General features: G+C 71.3%; 14 protein-coding genes. 5 read left to right on the top strand and 9 right to left on the bottom strand.

What is annotated here, in order from left to right:
* Positions 1-201: 201 nt before the first annotated feature.
* Positions 202-810 (bottom strand): hypothetical protein, encoded by a 609-nt coding sequence (locus IE255_RS29510; protein ID WP_114255550.1) that lies wholly within the window; start codon positions 808-810, stop codon positions 202-204.
* Between the two features lie 271 nt (positions 811-1081).
* Positions 1082-2497: a proline--tRNA ligase gene (gene proS, locus IE255_RS29505; protein WP_190053436.1), complete on the bottom strand. Its 1416-nt coding sequence runs from the start codon at positions 2495-2497 to the stop codon at positions 1082-1084.
* A 199-nt stretch (positions 2498-2696) separates the two neighbouring features.
* Here proS and IE255_RS29500 point away from each other — a divergent pair, with 199 nt between their 5' ends.
* Positions 2697-3551, top strand: coding sequence for a methyltransferase domain-containing protein (locus IE255_RS29500; protein WP_190053435.1), 855 nt, complete (start codon positions 2697-2699; stop codon positions 3549-3551).
* Positions 3552-3691: 140 nt separating this feature from the next.
* Positions 3692-4294: a hypothetical protein gene (locus IE255_RS29495; protein WP_190053434.1), complete on the top strand. Its 603-nt coding sequence runs from the start codon at positions 3692-3694 to the stop codon at positions 4292-4294.
* Between the two features lie 77 nt (positions 4295-4371).
* Here IE255_RS29495 and ffh read toward each other — a convergent pair whose 3' ends face one another.
* From ffh to nsdA, 5 genes are all read right to left on the bottom strand, one after another.
* On the bottom strand, positions 4372-5919 hold the full coding sequence (gene ffh / locus IE255_RS29490) for a signal recognition particle protein (protein ID WP_190053433.1): 1548 nt from the start codon (positions 5917-5919) through the stop codon (positions 4372-4374).
* Positions 5920-6002: 83 nt separating this feature from the next.
* Positions 6003-8450 (bottom strand): [protein-PII] uridylyltransferase, encoded by a 2448-nt coding sequence (locus IE255_RS29485; protein ID WP_190053432.1) that lies wholly within the window; start codon positions 8448-8450, stop codon positions 6003-6005.
* A 28-nt stretch (positions 8451-8478) separates the two neighbouring features.
* Complete coding sequence (locus tag IE255_RS29480) at positions 8479-8817, bottom strand: P-II family nitrogen regulator (RefSeq protein ID WP_003993253.1); 339 nt, start codon at positions 8815-8817, stop codon at positions 8479-8481.
* Positions 8814-10157 (bottom strand): ammonium transporter, encoded by a 1344-nt coding sequence (locus tag IE255_RS29475; RefSeq protein WP_190053431.1) that lies wholly within the window; start codon positions 10155-10157, stop codon positions 8814-8816. The genes IE255_RS29480 and IE255_RS29475 overlap by 4 nt, the downstream gene beginning before the upstream one ends.
* A gap of 334 nt (positions 10158-10491) precedes the next feature.
* On the bottom strand, positions 10492-11988 hold the full coding sequence (gene nsdA / locus IE255_RS29470; RefSeq protein WP_190053430.1) for a transcriptional repressor NsdA: 1497 nt from the start codon (positions 11986-11988) through the stop codon (positions 10492-10494).
* A gap of 445 nt (positions 11989-12433) precedes the next feature.
* Here nsdA and IE255_RS29465 point away from each other — a divergent pair, with 445 nt between their 5' ends.
* The gene (locus IE255_RS29465) at positions 12434-13111 is read left to right on the top strand and encodes a bifunctional DNA primase/polymerase (protein ID WP_190053429.1); all 678 of its coding nucleotides are present in this window, start codon (positions 12434-12436) and stop codon (positions 13109-13111) included.
* 100 nt (positions 13112-13211) lie between these two features.
* On the opposite strand, the gene ftsY is transcribed toward IE255_RS29465, so the two are convergent.
* Entirely contained in the window at positions 13212-14411 is a 1200-nt protein-coding gene (gene ftsY, locus IE255_RS29460; RefSeq protein ID WP_190053428.1) for a signal recognition particle-docking protein FtsY, read from the bottom strand.
* A gap of 307 nt (positions 14412-14718) precedes the next feature.
* Between ftsY and IE255_RS29455 the strand changes: the two genes are divergently transcribed.
* Positions 14719-15690, top strand: coding sequence for an LLM class flavin-dependent oxidoreductase (locus IE255_RS29455; protein ID WP_190053427.1), 972 nt, complete (start codon positions 14719-14721; stop codon positions 15688-15690).
* A 53-nt stretch (positions 15691-15743) separates the two neighbouring features.
* Complete coding sequence (locus IE255_RS29450; RefSeq protein WP_190053426.1) at positions 15744-16121, top strand: hypothetical protein; 378 nt, start codon at positions 15744-15746, stop codon at positions 16119-16121.
* 112 nt (positions 16122-16233) lie between these two features.
* On the opposite strand, the gene IE255_RS29445 is transcribed toward IE255_RS29450, so the two are convergent.
* Complete coding sequence (locus IE255_RS29445) at positions 16234-17652, bottom strand: sugar porter family MFS transporter (RefSeq protein WP_190053425.1); 1419 nt, start codon at positions 17650-17652, stop codon at positions 16234-16236.
* Positions 17653-17670 lie beyond the last annotated feature (18 nt).

Raw genomic sequence — 17670 nt, 5'->3', positions numbered from 1 at the left:
CGGAGGAGAGAGGGGTCCTGTGCGGCTGTCGAGTACAGCTAGCCATTGTGCCATACCCTGCGGGTCGCTCTTGGCCAGGGGTGCGGCGTCGTGCGGGCACGCTGAGGGGGCACCCGGCGTGGAGGTGAAGTACGTCGGGTGCCCTGCCCGGCAGTGGCGGTGCTGTCCCGACCGGCAGCCACGAGATGCCGGTGGTGGACGTCAGCCGGCCACCGCTCCCGCCCCCACGACCTCCGGGATCCGGAACGGCTTGCCGCAGCCGCCGCAGACGATGGGGGCCTGGGCGAGGACCGACGGCACCACGCGGACGTTGCGGCCGCAGTCGCAGACCGCCTTGACGCGGACGCCGCCGCCGGAGGAGCCGTGCCGGGCGGCCGGGCCCCGGAAGGTGCGGGAGGTGTCGGAGGAGGTGGCCGCGGTGTGGGCCTTCAGGGCGCGCTGGAGGCGTTCCATCGTCGGGCGGTAGCGGCGCTTCGCCTCGGGGGTGAGCGTGACCAGGGAGAAGCCGCTGCTGGGGTGCGGTTCCTCGGGGTGGTCCAGGCCCAGCTCCTCGGCGATCGCGAGGAATCTGCGGTTGTGGTAGCGGCCGGCACGGGAGGTGTCGCGGACGCCGCGCGCGGCGGCGATGCCATGGACTGCCTCATGGAGCAGTCGCTCGAAGGAGAGTTCGTGACCGCACGCGGACGACGACTCCCCGATCAGGGACTCTGGCGCGGCAAGGTCGGGCAGCTCGGGGTGGTACCGCTGAATGTCGGCCCACGCCTGTGCCAGCTCTGCGGCGAGAACAGGTGGTGTCTGTGTCGTGCTCACGTAATGACAACGAGCCGGGGTGCCCCAGTGTTCCGATTCCGGGGCATCCCAAATAATTTGCACGTACCCGTCAGTTGCCTCTGATGCGTCCCGACGAGGGCGCGTGCGCTGATCTGTGGAGAAGCCTCGCAGCTCACCACAAGGTGGTGCGTAGCCCCGCGTACGCCCCGGCGCGTAGACGATGTCCGCGCGCCGGGGAGCCAGAGATCCGCAGGTGCGCAAGAGGCGTTCCGGCCGCCTTGCGCCCCACTCGGTCAGCGCGTGCCGCGGCTCAGTAAGCGCGTGCGACGACGGCGACGTTACCGGGTGCGTCGTCGGCGTCCGGCACCGACCCGTCCTCGGCGACCAGACACCGTACGGTCACGGCGTGCTCGGCGAGCTCGGCCTCGCCCTCCTCGCCGAGCACCGCCCAGGGGATGCGCGCCCAGCCGCCGGCGGTCGCGACCTCGACGGCCTCCTCGATCGTCGACACCTCGGCCGTACGGGACTCCCGGCGCTCGCGGGCCTGCTCCAGCAGCAGCGCCTGGTCCTCTTCGAGCACCTTGGGGAGCAGCTCGGCCAGGTCGTCCAGGGACACCGGCTCCTTGCCTCCGGGGATGCGGCGCGCCAGCATCGCGGTGCCGTTCTCCAGATCGCGCGGTCCGACCTCGATGCGCACGGGGACCCCTTTCAGCTCCCAGTCGACGGCGCGGCGACCGAACGGGGTGTCGGTGCGGTCGTCGACGTGGACGCGGACACCGGCCGCCTTCAGCCGGTCGCCGAGCTCGCGGACCTTGGCCAGAACCGCCTCGTCGCCCTTGATCGCGAGGACCACGGCCTGGATCTGCGCCAGCCGGGGCGGGACGCGCAGGCCGTTGTCGTCGCCGTGCATCATCACCAGGGCGCCGATCATGCGGGTGGTGGAACCCCAGGAGGTCTGCCAGACCAGCTCCTGACGGCCGTCCTTGGACAGGTACCGGGTGTTGAAGGCCTTGGCGAAGTTCTGGCCCAGTTCATGGCTCGTGGCCATCTGGAGGGCCTTGCCGTCGCCCATCATGCCTTCGAGGGTGAGGGTGTTGACGGCCCCCGCGAACCGCTCCTTGACGGTCTTGCGGCCGGGGACGACGTCCATCGCGAGGACGTTCACCATGAAGTCCTCGTAGACCTGCCGGTGAATGTGCGCGGCGAAATCGCGCGCCTCCTCGTACGTGGCGTGCGCGGTGTGGCCCTCCTGCCAGAGGAACTCGGTCGTGCGCAGGAAGAGGCGGGGCCTGAGCTCCCAGCGCACGACGTTCGCCCACTGGTTGATGAGCAGGGGCAGGTCGCGGTAGCTCTGCACCCACTTGGCGAAGTAGTCGTTGATGATCATCTCGGAGGTGGGGCGGACCACGGCGGGCTCTTCGAGCTCCTTGCCGCCGCCGTGCGTGACCACGGCCAGCTCGGGCGCGAAACCCTCGACGTGGTCCGCCTCCCTGGTCAGGTACGACTGGGGGATCAGCAGCGGGAAGTACGCGTTCTGGGTGCCCGTCTCCTTGATGCGGGCGTCCATCTCGGACTGCATCCGCTCCCACAGCCCGTACCCGTACGGTCGGATGACCATGGTGCCGCGCACCGGACCGTTGTCGGCGAGCTCCGCCTTGTTGATCAAGTCCTGGTACCAGCGCGGGAAATCGTCCGCCCGGGGAGTGAGAACAGGTGCTTTGGCCATGGCGCGATGGTACTGGCCCGGGTTGCCGGAATGTGAAATCTCGCCATAGGCACATGACAACTCATATGCCGTGCCGCATTCCACTGGACGACAGGTCGAGGGGGGAGTTTCCTGGCATACGGGGGTAGTGCGAGCGCACTGTCACGGGGGCCATGGAATCGGGCAAGAGGCAACTCTCGGCGGATTGGGGCGCTTACTTATGACACCTACGCTCGTGCGGCAGCACCTGCCTCACGCGGGGACCGCACCCCGCGTGGATTTGCGTGCACGCGCGCGTGACTGGTCCGAGATCCAGGAGCGGATGCTCGTACCGCTCTACGAGGCCGTCTACCAGCGACTGGACGTGGGTCCCACCACGCGGCTGCTCGGCCTCGGCTGCGGTTCCGGGCTCGCCCTGCTGATGGCCGCCGCCCGGGGAGCGGCGGTCACCGGTGTCGACGCTTCCCCCGAAAGAATGGCCCTCGCACGGCAGCGGCTGCTGCCCGAGGCGGGGAGCACGCGCGCGCGTACGGACACCCGGCTGGTCGACGGCTCGCCCCGGGACACGCGGGAGCCCGGCGCTCCCGCGTACAGCCTGGTCACCGCCTTCGAGCCGATCGGGTGCCTCGCGGGCGACTCGGAGGGGCTGGGCGGGCTGCTCGCGGAGGCGACGCCGCTCGCCGAGCGCGGCGCGGCCGTGGTGCTGGCGGGCTGGGGCCCGCCGGAGCGCTGCGCCACGACGTCCGTGCTGCGGGTGGCCACGAAGCTGGCCGAGCCGCTGCGCACCTCGGGCAGCTGGCGCCCCGCCCTCCGCGACGACCTGGAGGAGGTCGCCCAGCGGGCCGGCCTCGAGCCGGACGGGTCCGGTCGGGTGGCGTGCCCGTTCGGATACGCCGATGTGGACAGCGCGGTACGCGGCCTGAAGTCGACGGGGCTGTTCGACGCGGCGATGACGGCGACGGACCAGGTGCAGGTGGACAAGGAGCTGACCGAGGCGCTGCACCCGCACCAGCGGCAGGACGGGACGGTGTGGATGCCGAACGTGTTCCGTTATCTGATCGCCCGGACACCCTGACTGGCCTCTCTTGTTCGATGCAGGTGTGAATGGCGTGAAGAAAGCACCATGGGGTGCTTTTCGTTTCGCCAAGTGGATCTTGAACGCTTAGGGTGATCCACCGCTCGGGGGACTACACATCTGCATACAGGAGAGTTGTTTTGCCGCACCACAAGACCGCGCTGCGCCTCGTCGCGCCCGTCGCCGTTCTCGCCCTGACGCTCACCGCCTGCGGTGGCGGCGACGACACGGCGGACGCGAAGAGCGCGGCCACCGCCCAGGCCAAGGCCTCCCCGTCGCCGGAGCCGACCTCCGGCGGCGAGCTGGGGACCGGCGAGAGCGCCACGGGCAAGGTCGCCGAGGACCCGGGCGAGGTCACCTACGAGGTCCTGGCGCAGAAGGTCGACCTGGGCACCGAGGCGGAGGCCGCCAAGGCCGTTTCCGAGCCGGACAAGGTCAAGGGCAAGGTGCTGGCCGTCGCGCATGTGAAGTACACGCACAAGGGCGGGCCCGCCCTCACCGACGGCTCCGACGTGCACGACGCCACCACGGTCTTCGCCGACGGACAGCGCGGCAGCGTCCTCATCGGCGCGTCCGAGGACGCCCCGGGCTGCGAGGACCCGTACGACGTCGAGAGCTGGAAGCAGGGCGAGAGCCATGTCTTCTGCGAGACCTATGTGGTCCCGGCGAACGCCAAGAGCATCGAGGTGCACTGGTCCGAGGAGGACGGCGAGCCGTACATCTGGAAGTTCCCGAACGGCTGACCGACCGGCGGACCACTGAGGGCGCCCCCTTCGCGCAAGGGGGCGCCCTCAGCGCCGTTGTGCGGGACGGGCCGGCGTCAGCCCATGAACTTCTTGAACTCGTCCGGCAGTTCGAAGTCCTTGCCGCCCTGCTGCGGCAGCCCGAAGGCGCCTCCGGCCTCGGCGGCGGCCGCGCGGCGGGCGGCGGCCTCCTGCTCCTGCTGCTTGCGCTTCATCGGGTTGCCGGAGCGCTGCTTGCCCTTGGCCTGCTTCTGCTTCTTCTTCGCCCGGCCGGGACCGCCGCCCATGCCCGGCATCCCGGGCATCCCCGGCATGCCGCCCTGGGCCATGCGGGACATCATCTTGCGGGCCTCGAAGAACCGCTCGACCAGGTTCTTCACCGCGCTGACCTCGACACCGGAACCCCGCGCGATACGGGCGCGGCGCGAGCCGTTGATGATCGTCGGGTCCTGGCGCTCGCCCGGGGTCATCGACTTGATGATGGCCGCCGTGCGGTCGACGTCCCGCTCGTCGAGGTTGTTGATCTGGTCCTTCATCTGGCCCATGCCCGGGAGCATGCCGAGCAGCTTGCTGATGCTGCCCATCTTCCTGACCTGCTCCATCTGGGCCAGGAAGTCGTCGAGGGTGAAGTCCTGGCCCTTCTTGGAGGCCAGCTTCTCGGCCATCTTCTGGGCTTCGGCCTGGTCGAACGTCTTCTCCGCCTGCTCGATCAGGGTGAGCAGGTCACCCATGTCGAGGATGCGGGAGGCCATCCGGTCCGGGTGGAAGGCGTCGAAGTCGTCGAGCTTCTCGCCGTTCGACGCGAACATGATCGGCTTGCCGGTGATCTGCCGGATCGACAGGGCGGCACCACCGCGGGCGTCGCCGTCGAGCTTGGAGAGCACCACACCGTCGAAGCCGACGCCGTCGCGGAAGGCCTCGGCGGTGTTGACGGCGTCCTGGCCGATCATGGCGTCGACGACGAACAGGATCTCGTCCGGGGAGACCGCGTCGCGGATGTCCGCGGCCTGCTGCATCATTTCCTGGTCGATGCCGAGGCGGCCGGCGGTGTCGACGATGACGATGTCGTGGACCTTCGACTTCGCGAAGTCGATCGAGTCCTTGGCGACCTTGACCGGGTCGCCCACGCCGTTGCCCGGCTCCGGCGCGTAGACGGCGACGCCGGCGCGCTCGGCGACGACGCTGAGCTGGTTGACGGCGTTCGGGCGCTGTAGGTCACAGGCGACCAGCAGCGGCGAGTGGCCCTGCTCCTTCAGCCAGCGGCCGAGCTTGCCCGCGAGGGTGGTCTTACCGGCACCCTGGAGACCCGCCAGCATGATCACGGTGGGCGGCTGCTTGGCGAAGCGCAGGCGCCGGGTCTCGCCGCCGAGGATGGTGACCAGTTCCTCGTTGACGATCTTGAGGACCTGCTGGGCCGGGTTCAGCGCCTTGGAGACCTCGGCGCCGAGGGCGCGCTCCTTGACGTTCTTGATGAACGTCCGGACGACCGGAAGCGCCACGTCCGCCTCGAGGAGCGCGATCCGGATCTCGCGCGCCGTGGCGTCGATGTCCGCCTCGGAGAGCCGTCCCTTGCCGCGCAGGTTCTTGAAGGTCGCTGAGAGGCGATCGGAAAGAGTATCGAACACGGCGCTCGCGGTCCTCGGGGTCGGAGACAGACTGGGGAATCGCCCTCCAGGGTATCCCGGCGTGACAAGTCGCCGGGTCGGCCTCACCCACGCAGTGTCTCCTCCAGCTTCCGCGCCACCGCCGCCGCCTCGTCGCCGGGCAGCGGAGCGCCCTCCGGGCCGGTCACGTAAAAGGCGTCCACGGCGTTGGCGCCGAGCGTGGAGACGTGCGCGCTGCGCACCTGGACGCTCGCGTCCTCCAGGGCGCGGCCGATGCGGAACAGCAGGCCGGGTGCGTCCTGGGAGCGGACCTCGATGACCGTGGCCAGCCGGGAGGCGGCCGGGTGGACCGACACCCTCGGCGGCGGGGCGACCACACCCCGGCGGCGCGGATAGGCCGCGTCCCGTTCGGCGAGGCGGCCGGCGATGTCCAGGGAGCCGTCCAGGGCCCGGACGAGGTCCGCGCGCAGGCGGGCGGCCTGCGGCAGGGAGCCGTACTCGGCCGCCACCCGCCAGTCCAGCAGCAGGACGGAGCCGTCGACGCCGTCCGGGAGGGTCAGGGACCGCAGTTCGGCGGTCCGTACGGTCAGCCGGTGCATGGCGAGGACACCGGCCACCGCGGGCAGCACGCCCGGCTGGTCGGGCACGGCGATGAGCAGTTCCACGCCCAGCGGCTCGGGGTCGCCGGACGGCTCCTGCCCGGCGGGCGGCTCGGTCTGGGCCCGCAGGGCGAGCACCGGGCTGCCGGTCGCGACGGCCTCGATGGCGAGCCGCTCCTGCTCGGCGGTCGGCGCGGCCTCCTCGGGGTCGTCCGGGGCGTCCCCGGCGAGCACCGCCGAGACCCGTTTGACCAGGTCGGCGACGAGCGACCCGCGCCAGGACGACCAGGCGGCCGGGCCGGTGGCCAGGGCGTCGGCCTCGGTGAGTGCGTGCAGCAGTTCCAGGGTGCCCGGGGAGCCGACGGCCTCGGCGACCGCGCGCACGGTGGCCGGGTCCTCCAGGTCACGCCGGGTGGCCGTCTCGATGAGCAGCAGGTGGTGGCGTACGAGGGTGGCGATGACGGTCACGTCGTGGCGGTCGAAGCCGATGCGGGCGGCGACGTCCTTGGCGATGATCTCGCCGGCCACCGAGTGGTCGCCGGGCCAGCCCTTGCCGATGTCGTGCAGCAGCGCGGCGACCAGCAGCAGGTCGGGGCGGCTGACCCGGCGGGTGAACTCGGAGGCGCGCACGGCGGTCTCGATGAGGTGCCGGTCGACGGTCCAGATGTGCACGGCGTTGCGCTGCGGCCGGCAGCGCACCCGCTCCCAGTCGGGCAGCAGCCGGGTGATCAGCCCCTCGGCCTCCAGTGCCTCCCAGACCTCGATGGTCGGGCGGCCGGAGCCGAGCAGGGTCACGAGCTGTTCGCGTGCCTCGGCGGGCCAGGGCGTGGGGATCGGGCGCACGGTGGCCGCCATGCGCCGTACGGCGTGCAGGGAGAGCGGGAGTCCGGCCTGCGCGGCGGCGGCCGCGGCGCGCAGGGGCAGGACGGGGTCGCGCTCGGGGCGCGCGGCACGGGCGAGCACCACCTCGCCGTCCTGCTCCACCACGCCCTCCGCCAGGGGCGACCGTTCCGGGGCCGGTTTCCCGCCGCCCAGCATGGCGCGCAGCCGGGGCCGCACGGCGCGCGACCGCAGCACGCGCCCCACCTCGCGCCAGGTGACGTCACTGGCGTACGAGACGAGCCGCGCCGCCTCGTACACCTGCCGCAACAGCGTGTCCGCGTCGAGCAGGCCGAGTTCGGCGGCGACCTGGTCCTGCTCCTGGAGGGCGAGCCGGTCGGTCGCCCGTCCGGTGGCCAGGTGCAGGGCGTCGCGTACGTCGAGGAGGCGGCGCCGGGCGTCGGCGAGGCCCTCGCGCGGGGCGTCGGCGAGCCAGGAGGCGGCGACGGCGCGCAGGGCGGTGGCGTCGCGCAGCCCGCCGCGGGCCTCCTTCAGGTCGGGCTCCAGCAGGTACTGCAGCTCGCCCTGCCGCTCGGCGCGCTCGGCGCACAGTTCCTGGAGTTCGGGGAGGCGCTTGGGCGCCTGGTTGCGCCAGTCGGCCAGCACGGCCGTCCGCAGCCCGGCGGTGAGGCCCAGGTCGCCGGCGATGTGCCGGGCGTCCAGCAGGCCGAGTTGCACCTTGAGGTCCTCGCCGGCCGTCTTGCGGGCCTCGGCGGGCGTGCGGACGGAGTGGTCGAGGGCCAGGCCCAGGTCCCACACCGGGTACCAGAGCCGGTCGGCGAGGGCGGCGACCGCCTTGGTGTCGCTGCCGTCGTGCAGCAGGAGCAGGTCCAGGTCGCTGCGGGGGGACAGCTCACCGCGGCCGTAGCCGCCCACGGCGACGAGAGAGGCCCCGCGCAGTCCCTCGGCGCCCGCGCTGAACAGGCCGGAGAGCCAGTCGTCGGTCAGTTCGGCCAGGGCCGCACGGCGCGGCGGCCCGGACCGCGCCTCCTCGGTGAGGAGACGCAGCCGGGCCGCCGCGTAGCCGCTGGGTCCCGAGTCCTCTGCTTCCTTCTGCACGTCCGTACCCGTCACCCAGCGACTCCTGTTCTGTTTTCCTGCCTCAGAGCGCGTCCGGACCGCGCTCGCCGGTCCGGACCCGTACGGCCGTGTCGACCGGGATGGACCACACCTTGCCGTCACCGATCTTGCCGGTGCGGGCCGCCTTGACCACGACGTCGATCAGCTGCTCGGCGTCGTCGTCCTCGACCAGGACCTCGATGCGGATCTTGGGGACCAGGTCGACGGTGTACTCGGCACCCCGGTAGACCTCGGTGTGGCCCCGCTGACGACCGTAGCCGCTGGCCTCGGTGACCGTCAGGCCGTGTACGCCGAAGGCCTGGAGGGCCTCCTTGATCTCGTCGAGCCGGTGCGGCTTCACGACGGCGGTGATGAGCTTCATGCGTCCACCTTCTTGCTCTCGGCGCCGGCCACTGCGGCCGCGACGGCGGCGGTCTTGGCGGCACCGCCACCGGCGCCGCTGAAGTCGTATGCGGTCTCGGCGTGCTCGGCCTGGTCGATGCCGGCGACCTCGTCGTCCTCGGTGACCCGCATGCCCATGGTCTTGTCGAGGATGAAGGCGAGGAGCGCGGAGACGATCAGGGAGTAGGCGAGCACCGCGAAGACACCGGCGCACTGCTTCCAGAACTGGGTCAGGCCGCCGCCGTAGAAGAGGCCCGCGACGTCGGACTGGCCCTTGCCGCTGGCGAAGAAGCCGATCAGCAGGGATCCGACGACACCGCCGACCAGGTGGACCCCGACGACGTCGAGGGAGTCGTCGTAGCCGAACTTGTACTTCAGGCCGACGGCCATGGCGCACAGCACACCGGCGATGGCGCCGACGGCGATCGCGCCGAGCGGGGAGACCGCGCCACCGGCGGGGGTGATGGCGACCAGACCGGCGACCGCGCCGGAGGCGGCGCCCAGCGTGGTGAACGCGCCGTGGCGGATCTTCTCGTAGGCGAGCCAGGCCAGCATGGCAGCGGCGGTGGCGATCTGCGTGTTGACGAACATCAGCGCGCCGACACCGTCGTCGTTGCCGAGCCAGGAGCCGGCGTTGAAGCCGAACCAGCCGAACCACAGGAGCCCTGCGCCGAGCATGACCAGCGGCAGGCTGTGCGGGCGCATCGGGTCCTTCTTGAAGCCGACGCGCTTGCCGATGACCAGGATCACGCCGAGCGCGGCGGCACCGGCGTTGATGTGGACCGCCGTACCACCGGCGAAGTCGATGACGCCCAGCTCGAAGGCCCAGCCTCCGGCGCCCCAGACCCAGTGCGCGACCGGGAAGTACACGACCGTGGCCCACAGGGCGATGAACAGCGCCCACGCGCTGAACTTCACGCGGTCCGCGAGCGCACCGCTGATCAGGGCGGGTGTGAGGACCGCGAACATCAGCTGGAAGACCAGGAACACGAACACCGGGATGGTGTAGCCGTCCCACAGCTCGGTCAGGCCGATGTTGCTGAGGCCGACCCAGTCGGAGTTCCAGCCGATGAGGCTGCCGGAGTCGGTGCCGAACGCCATGGAGAAGCCGTACAGCACCCACAGGATGGTGACGATCCCGAGGCTGATGAAGCTCATCATCAGCATGTTCAGGGTGCTCTTGACGCGGACCATGCCTCCGTAGAAGAAGGCCAGGCCCGGGGTCATGAGCATCACCAGGGCGGAACAGATGAGCATGAACCCTGTGTTGGCGGCAGACAGCTTGGGTGCTTCTGCGGCAAGGGTGATGGCTGGTGCCATCGGCGTCTCCTCGTCGTTGGTACGGCCCCGTGCGGGCGAAGCCTCGAGCGGAATGAGGGGTGGGCCGGTTATGCGCCACGAGATTGGCGCAGCGCCGTTTCGGTGGAGGCCCCTCGTTGTTTCGCGGGCGTGACGAAGGCGCCTGCTGTGTTACGCGTCGATGAACTGCCGGATTGCGGGCGCGCCGATCGTTATCGTGGCGCAACCTTCGGTCCGGGCGGCCGTGGACACACGGGCCGGCCGCGGTCGGCCTTCCGATGACCTGGCATGGGGGAGCCGAGTCGGGCAGTTCGGGAGGGCCGGCCGCGGCCGGGGTTCAGGGCTGGGACGGTGCTCAGACCGCCTCGGCGGTCTCGGGCAGCTCGGCGGCGAGCCGCTCGGTGAGGTCGACGACCTCGCCGAGGTCGCCGAAGTCGCGCGCGGCCGTGTCGACCGTCTTTCGGATACGAGTGTTGACCCGCTCGGAGCGGACCTTCTTGGCGACCTGCATGGCCTGGGAAGCGAAGACCGTGCACTGCTCGGGCTCGCGCTGGAGGAGGTTCACCGTGGCCATCCCGATCAGGTTCAGCGCATACGACCGCTGGTGCTCGCCGTCCTCGGCGAACAGCTCCACGGCTCGCTTCATCAGTGGCTCGGCCAGCGAGGCGTACGTCGGGCTGCGGCCTGCCACATAGGCCAGGTCGCGGTACGAGTGGGAGTTCTCGCCGTACAGCTCGGCCTCGGAGAAGAAGCGGATCCAGTCGGGGTCCGGCTCGTCCCACTCGTCGGCCTCGGCGAAGGTGTCCTCGGCCATTCGGACCGCCCGCTTGCACTTGCCGGGCTGCCCCATGTTGGCGTAGGCGCGGGCCTCCATCGCATACAGCATCGACTGGGTGCGCGGGCTCGCGCAGTCCCGGCTGCCGTACTGCGCGAGGTGGATCAGCTCCAGGGCGTCGTCGGGCCGCCCGAGGTGGATCATCTGGCGGCTCATGCTGGACAGGACGTAGGAGCCCAGCGGCCGGTCGCCGGCCTCCTTGGCGGCGTGCAGCGCGAGGACGAAGTACTTCTGCGCGGTCGGCTGGAGCCCGATGTCGTACGACATCCAGCCGGCCAGCTCGGCGAGTTCGGCGGCGACCTTGAACAGGCGCCGGGTGGTGGCCTCGGGCTGGGGCTCCTGGAGCAGGTCGGTCACCTCGTGCAGCTGGCCGACGACCGCCTTGCGGCGCAGGCCGCCGCCGCACTGGGCGTCCCACTGGCGGAACATCACCGTCGTGGACTCCAGCAGGTCCAGTTCCGGCTTGGAGAGCCGGCCGCGGGCGCGCCCGGCACCGGCCGCGGGGTCGGGCTCGGACCGCGGCGCCGGGGGCGAGGGGACGAGCCAGCGCTGCATCGGCTCGATGAGGGCCGGGCCCGCGGACAGGGCCAGCGAGCTCCCGAGGAAGCCGCGCCGCGCCAGCATCAGGTCGCTGCGCGAGAACTCGCTGAGCAGGGCCACGGTCTGCGGGCCCGTCCAGGGCAGGTCGACGCCGGTCGCCGAGGGTGACTGGCGCGCGGTGCGCAGCCCCAGGTCCTCGACGGAGACGACGACGCCGAAGCGCTCCGAGAACAGCTCGGACAGGATCTTGGGGATCGGCTCGCGGGGGTTCTCGCCGTCGAGCCAGCGGCGCACGCGGGAGGTGTCCGTGGAGATGTGGTTGGCGCCCAACTGGCGGGCCCGGCGGTTGACCTGGCGGGCGAGCTCGCCCTTGGACCAGCCGCTGCGCACGAACCAGGAGGTGAGCAGCTCGTTCGGGCGCTTGTCAGGGTGCGTCGCGCTCGCAGCGTTCGTCCCGCTTCCGCCGTTGCCGCTCACTGGAACGCCCCCATCCCTGAGACCACTTGTCGCCGAGTGCGCCAAGCCCTATCAGCATGCCGGTTCGTACGGCCGTCCGTCCGGCCCTTGTCACCCTTCGAACGGAAAGCCGACTTGCCTCCGGCATACCCACGAGTGCATGTGCCCCCAGGACTCGTGCACACAAAGTAATCCTACGATCACCCGTCCAGCCACGGCTCACACGGAAACGCCACCATTCGCCACCCCATCGAATGAACTCACGTACGGCTGCGCGCGATTCACTTGACACAGGACAACCAGGAGCGGGTGCAGCGATGCACTCAGGGGCGCGCGTCGTCCAGCACACCACCCTGGACACTCCCGGGCGCTGAGTGAACCGACCGCCACCGGGAAGGCGGGAACAGAGAGTCACGCATCGCGTCCGCAGCGTAACCAAGGGTGCGTCGGACCCGTTGGAGGGGGTATGGGCTTCACGATCGGCATCAGCCGGGGCATGCGCGACATCAGGACCGGCTCGCGCCGCCGCAGCCGCACGTCGGACGGCACGGCCGTGGCCGAGTACACCGGGCTGTGGGGCTGGGACGTGGTGCCGGGCGCCCGGGCCGCGGCGGGCGCCTGCTCCTGCGGCCGCCGCGACTGCCCGGCGCCGGGCGCGCATCCGCTCGGCTTCGCGCCGGTGATCCCGGCCGGGGCGACGCTCGACGAGGTGACCGAGGCCTGGAGCGAGTTCCCCGGCGCCTCGGTGATGCTGCCGGTCGGCCGGACGTTCGACGTCATCGAGGTGGCCGAGCCCGCCGGCTGCCGCGCCCTGGCCCGGCTGGAGCGCATGGGCCTGCCCGTCGGCCCGGTCGCGGCCACCCCGGACGGCCGCGCCCAGTTCTTCGTCGCCCCCGGAGCGGCGGCCGACCTGCCCGGCCTGCTCTACCGCATGGGCTGGGACGACCCGGCCGCCCTCGACCTGCGCGGCCTCGGCCCCGGCTCGCACATCACGGCACCACCCTCGGACCGCGGCGGCCTCGGCCCGGTGCGCTGGCTCCGCTCCCCCGCCCTGGACTCGGCGTCCCGGCCGCCGGAGGCCCGCCTGGTGCTGGGCACGCTGGCGTATGTGGCGCACCGGTCACGGGCCGAGCCGCGGCCCTGACGCACACAGCGAAGCGCCCGTCCCCGACTGCACCTCGAGGGCGGGCGCTTCGTGCGCACGTACGGATTCTCGAAAGGTCGCTCCTCGGCAGGTGCCGAGCTCACTCCCCGATAAGGGCGTCAACGAACGCCTCCGGCTCGAACGGCGCCAGGTCGTCCGCGCCCTCGCCGAGCCCGACCAGCTTGACCGGCACGCCCAGCTCGCGCTGGACCGCGACCACGATGCCGCCCTTGGCCGTGCCGTCCAGCTTGGTGAGCACGATGCCGGTGATGTCGACGACCTCGGCGAAGACCCGGGCCTGGACCAGGCCGTTCTGGCCGGTGGTGGCGTCGAGCACGAGCAGCACCTCGTCGACCGGGGCGTGCTTCTCCACGACCCGCTTGACCTTGCCGAGCTCGTCCATGAGGCCGGTCTTGGTGTGCAGGCGGCCGGCGGTGTCGATGAGCACGACGTTCGCACCCATCTCCTTGCCCTCCTTGACCGCGTCGAAGGCGACGGAGGCCGGGTCGCCGCCCTCCGGCCCGCGCACGGTGTAGGCGCCGACGCGCTCGCCCCAGGTCTGGAGCTGGTCGGCGGCGGCGGCCCGGAAGGTGTCGGCGGCGCCGAGGACGACGCTCTGGCCGTCGGCGACCAGGACGCGGGCGAGCTTGCCGGTGGTGGTGGTCTTGCCGGTGCCGTTGACGCCGACGACCATCACGATGCCCGGCTTGCGGTCCTCCGGCTCGGTCTTGACCGCGCGGTCCATGTCGCGGCCGACCAGGGTGATGAGTTCCTCGCGGAGCAGGGTGCGCAGCTCCTCGGGAGTGCGGGTGCCGAGCACCCTCACGCGCTCGCGCAGGCGCTCGACCAGTTCCTGGGTGGGCTGCACGCCGACGTCGGCGGTGAGGAGCGTGTCCTCGATCTCCTCCCAGGTGTCCTCGTCCAGGTGCTCACGCGACAGCAGGGTGAGCAGGCCCTTGCCGAGGGCGTTCTGCGAGCGGGAGAGCCGGGCCCGCAGCCGGACCAGGCGGCCCTCGGTGGGCTCCGGGATCTCGATCTCGGGAGCGGCGGTGGGCGGCTCCTCGACGACGACCGGAGCCGAGCCGTCCGGAAGATCCACCTCCTCTATCGTGCGCCGCGGTTCCTCCCGCGGCGTCTCGGCCTCGTCGCCGACATGCGGCTCGGCCGGTGGGGCGGTGATGTCGGGCGCTGCGGGCGGGGGCGGGGGCAGTTGCTTCTTGCGTCGGCTGCCGACGATGAGCCCACCGAGCGCGCCGAGCACGACCACGGCGATGACTACAGCAAGGATGACGATTTCCATAACAAGCCCAGTATGGCGTGACCGCCCGCCCGGCCGTTCGTTGTCCACGCGGGGCCGCGAAAGCCCCACCGGGCCGGGCTGGCCCGCGGTCCGACCTTCCGTCGGCCGGAAGCCCCTCGATGCGGAGTCACAACGCGTCCAGTATCAGCTTGGACTCGTAGGGTGCGCGAGCAGCGCCCCCAGGGTGTGTCACGACCCATGCGGTGGGTCGTGACACACCCTTCTTTTCCATGAGCGAGCCCCTGGCAGCCTGACGACCCGTCAGCTATGGTCCCCCGGACACCGCCCGGTGGAGGGAGACGCCCCCATGCCTGTCACGGTCGCACGCTTCAACCTCGTCGCTCCCGGGGCCTCCCCCGCCGAGCTCGGCGCCCGGTACCGGGCGGCCCTGGAGATGGCCGCGTACGTCGACGACCGGGGCGTCACCACCGTGCAGACGGAGGAGCACCACGGGGCCGACAACAACTGGCTGCCGTCTCCGTTCGCCTTCGCCGGAGCCGTCTTCGGCGCGACCCGGCGTGTCGCGGTCACCGTCTCGGCGATCATCGGCCCGCTGCACGACCCGCTGCGGCTCGCCGAGGAGATCGCCGTGCTGGACCTGCTGAGCGGCGGCCGGCTGGTGACGGTCGCCGGCATCGGGTACCGGCCCGAGGAGTACGACCTGTTCGGGGTGGACTTCGCCCGGCGCGGGAAGCTCCAGGACGAGCTGCTGGAGACGCTGCTGCAGGCGTGGACGGGCGAGCCGTTCTCCTACCGGGGCCGCACGGTCCGGATCACCCCGCGCCCGTTCACCGACCCGCACCCGCTGCTCCTGGTCGGCGGCTCCTCCAAGGCCGCCGCCCGCCGGGCCGCCCGCCTCGGCCTGCCCTTCTTTCCCAGCGCGCATCTGCCGGAGCTGGAGGCGTACTACAAGGAGCGGCTCGTGGAGTACGGCACCGAGGGCTGGGTCATGATGCCCGGCGCCGAGACGCCACTGCTGCACGTGGCCGAGGACCCGGACCGGGCCTGGGCGGAGTACGGCCGGCACTTCCTGCACGAGGCCCGGACGTACGCCGCCTGGCAGTCGGGCGGTGTGCGCTCGGCGGTGAAGTCGGCGGCGACGAACGTCGAGGAGCTGCGCGCGGAGGGCGTGTACCGGATCCTCACCCCGGAGCAGTGCGTGGGCCTGGGGCTGGACTCCTACGTGCTGCATCCGCTGTCGGGCGGGATGCCGGTGGAGGAGGGGTGGCGGAGTCTCCGGCTGTTCTGCGAGCATGTGCTGCCGGGCCTGGAGGGCTGATGCCGGCGCTTGACCGGTGGCCCGCCGCAGCTGCCCGGTGATCCACTGTGGCCATGAGCTTGTCGGTCGACGTGTTTCTGCGCGAGCCGGACGGACGGCTGCGGATCCTCGACGTCCCCGAGGGGCGCGACGACTCGGCCGGGTTCGAGTCCTGGCGGACCGTGGTGTGGGGGTCGGAGGCGGTGCGTGCGGCGGGCGCCCGCTTCCTGCCGGTGCTGGCCGACGACGACCTGGAGATCGAGGCCGAGCACGTCGCGGACTTTCTGCGCGAGGTGGCCCTGCTGCGTGACCGGCTCGACGCGATCGCCGAGAGCACGCGGGGCCCGCGGGAGCTCGAGGAGCACCGGCGGGGCCTGGTGAGACGGCTGCGGAACCTGGAGGTGGCCGCCCTGCACGCCCGGATGATCGAGGGCGGGGTCATCGTCTGGTGAGACGACGGACCGCCGCCCCGGCTCGGGCAGTGGCCGAACCGGGGCGGCGGTGGGTTACGGGGAGAGGGGCAGCGGGGACTCAGGCCCTCCTCCCCGAGTGCGCGGGACGGGCTCAGCCCATCTCCTCCAGGGCCTTGCCCTTCGTCTCCTTCACGAACTTCAGGACGAACGGGATGGAGAGCGCGGCGAACGCCGTGTAGATCACGTACGTCACGGACAGGTTCCAGTCGGCCAGGGACGGGAAGCTCGCGGTGATGGCCCAGTTGGCGATCCACTGCGCGGCGGCGGCCACGCCCAGGGCGGCGGCGCGGATCCGGTTGGGGAACATCTCGCCGAGCATGACCCAGACGACCACGCCCCAGGACAGGGCGAAGAAGAGGACGAAGACGTGCGCGGCGATCAGGGCGATCCAGCCCTGCGTGGCCGGCAGCTTGCCGTCGACCAGGTGGTGGGAGAACGCCCATGCTTCCAGGGCCAGGCCGACGACCATGCCGACCGAGCCGATGATCGCGAGCGGCCTGCGGCCAATGCGGTCGACGAAGATCATCGCGATGACGGTGCCGACGATGTTGATGATCGACGTGGTGAAGGAGTAGAAGAACGAGTCCGTCGGGTCGACGCCGACCGACTGCCACAGCGTCGAGGAGTAGTAGAACGCGACGTTGATGCCGACGAACTGCTGGAAGACCGACAGGCCGATGCCGATCCAGACGATCGGCTTGAAGAAGAAGCTGCCGCCGAGCAGGTCCTTGAAGCTCGACCTGTGCTCGCTCTTCATGGCGCCCTCGATCTCGGCGACGCGGGCGTCCAGGTCGACGTCCTTGCCCTCGACCTCGGTGAGGATCTCGCGGGCGCGCTCGTGCTTTCCGACGGAGATCAGGAAGCGCGGGGACTCGGGGATGGCGAAGGAGAGCAGCCCGTAGAGGATGGCCGGGATGACCATGACGCCGAGCATGACCTGCCAGGCCTCCAGGCCCATCAGCTTGCCGCGCTGGTCGCCGTCGGCGGCGTTCAGCAGACCCCAGTTGACCAGCTGGGACACGGCGATGCCGATGACGATCGCGGCCTGCTGGAAGGAGCCGAGCCGGCCGCGGTAGGCGGGCGGGGCGACCTCGGCGATGTAGGCCGGGCCGATCACGGAGGCCATGCCGATGGCGAAGCCGCCGACGACGCGCCAGAAGGCGAGGTCGTACAGCGCGAAGGGCAGCGCGGAGCCGACGGCGCTGACCGTGAAGAGGATCGCGGCGATCTGCATGCACCGGATGCGGCCGATGCGGTCGGCTATGCGGCCGGCGGTCGCGGCGCCGATGGCGCAGCCGATCAGGGCGATGGCGATGACCTGGGCGAGGGCCGCGGAGCCGACGTCGTAGCGGTCCCGGATGGCCTCGACGGCGCCGTTGATCACGGAACTGTCGTAGCCGAACAGGAAACCGCCCATCGCGGCCGCCGCCGCGATGAAGATGACGTGCCCGAGATGATCGGGATGAGCCGTCCTGGCTCCTGACTTGGGTGCCTGCGCTGTGCTGGTCACGTGTACTCCTCGGGCCAC

The sequence above is a fragment of the Streptomyces lomondensis genome, assembly GCF_014651035.1.
Taxonomy (GTDB): domain Bacteria; phylum Actinomycetota; class Actinomycetes; order Streptomycetales; family Streptomycetaceae; genus Streptomyces; species Streptomyces lomondensis.
Note: the sequence above shows the minus strand (reverse complement) of the source record. Positions and strands in the feature narration are given on the sequence as shown.

Coding starts and splice junctions, on each gene's coding strand:
- ftsY (WP_190053428.1), bottom strand. CDS start 14,411: ATGGAAATCGTCATCCTTGCTGTAGTCATCGCCGTGGTCGTGCTCGGC.
- IE255_RS29465 (WP_190053429.1), top strand. CDS start 12,434: ATGGGCTTCACGATCGGCATCAGCCGGGGCATGCGCGACATCAGGACC.
- proS (WP_190053436.1), bottom strand. CDS start 2,497: ATGGCCAAAGCACCTGTTCTCACTCCCCGGGCGGACGATTTCCCGCGC.
- IE255_RS29480 (WP_003993253.1), bottom strand. CDS start 8,817: ATGAAGCTCATCACCGCCGTCGTGAAGCCGCACCGGCTCGACGAGATC.
- IE255_RS29475 (WP_190053431.1), bottom strand. CDS start 10,157: ATGGCACCAGCCATCACCCTTGCCGCAGAAGCACCCAAGCTGTCTGCC.
- IE255_RS29500 (WP_190053435.1), top strand. CDS start 2,697: ATGACACCTACGCTCGTGCGGCAGCACCTGCCTCACGCGGGGACCGCA.
- IE255_RS29455 (WP_190053427.1), top strand. CDS start 14,719: ATGCCTGTCACGGTCGCACGCTTCAACCTCGTCGCTCCCGGGGCCTCC.
- IE255_RS29450 (WP_190053426.1), top strand. CDS start 15,744: ATGAGCTTGTCGGTCGACGTGTTTCTGCGCGAGCCGGACGGACGGCTG.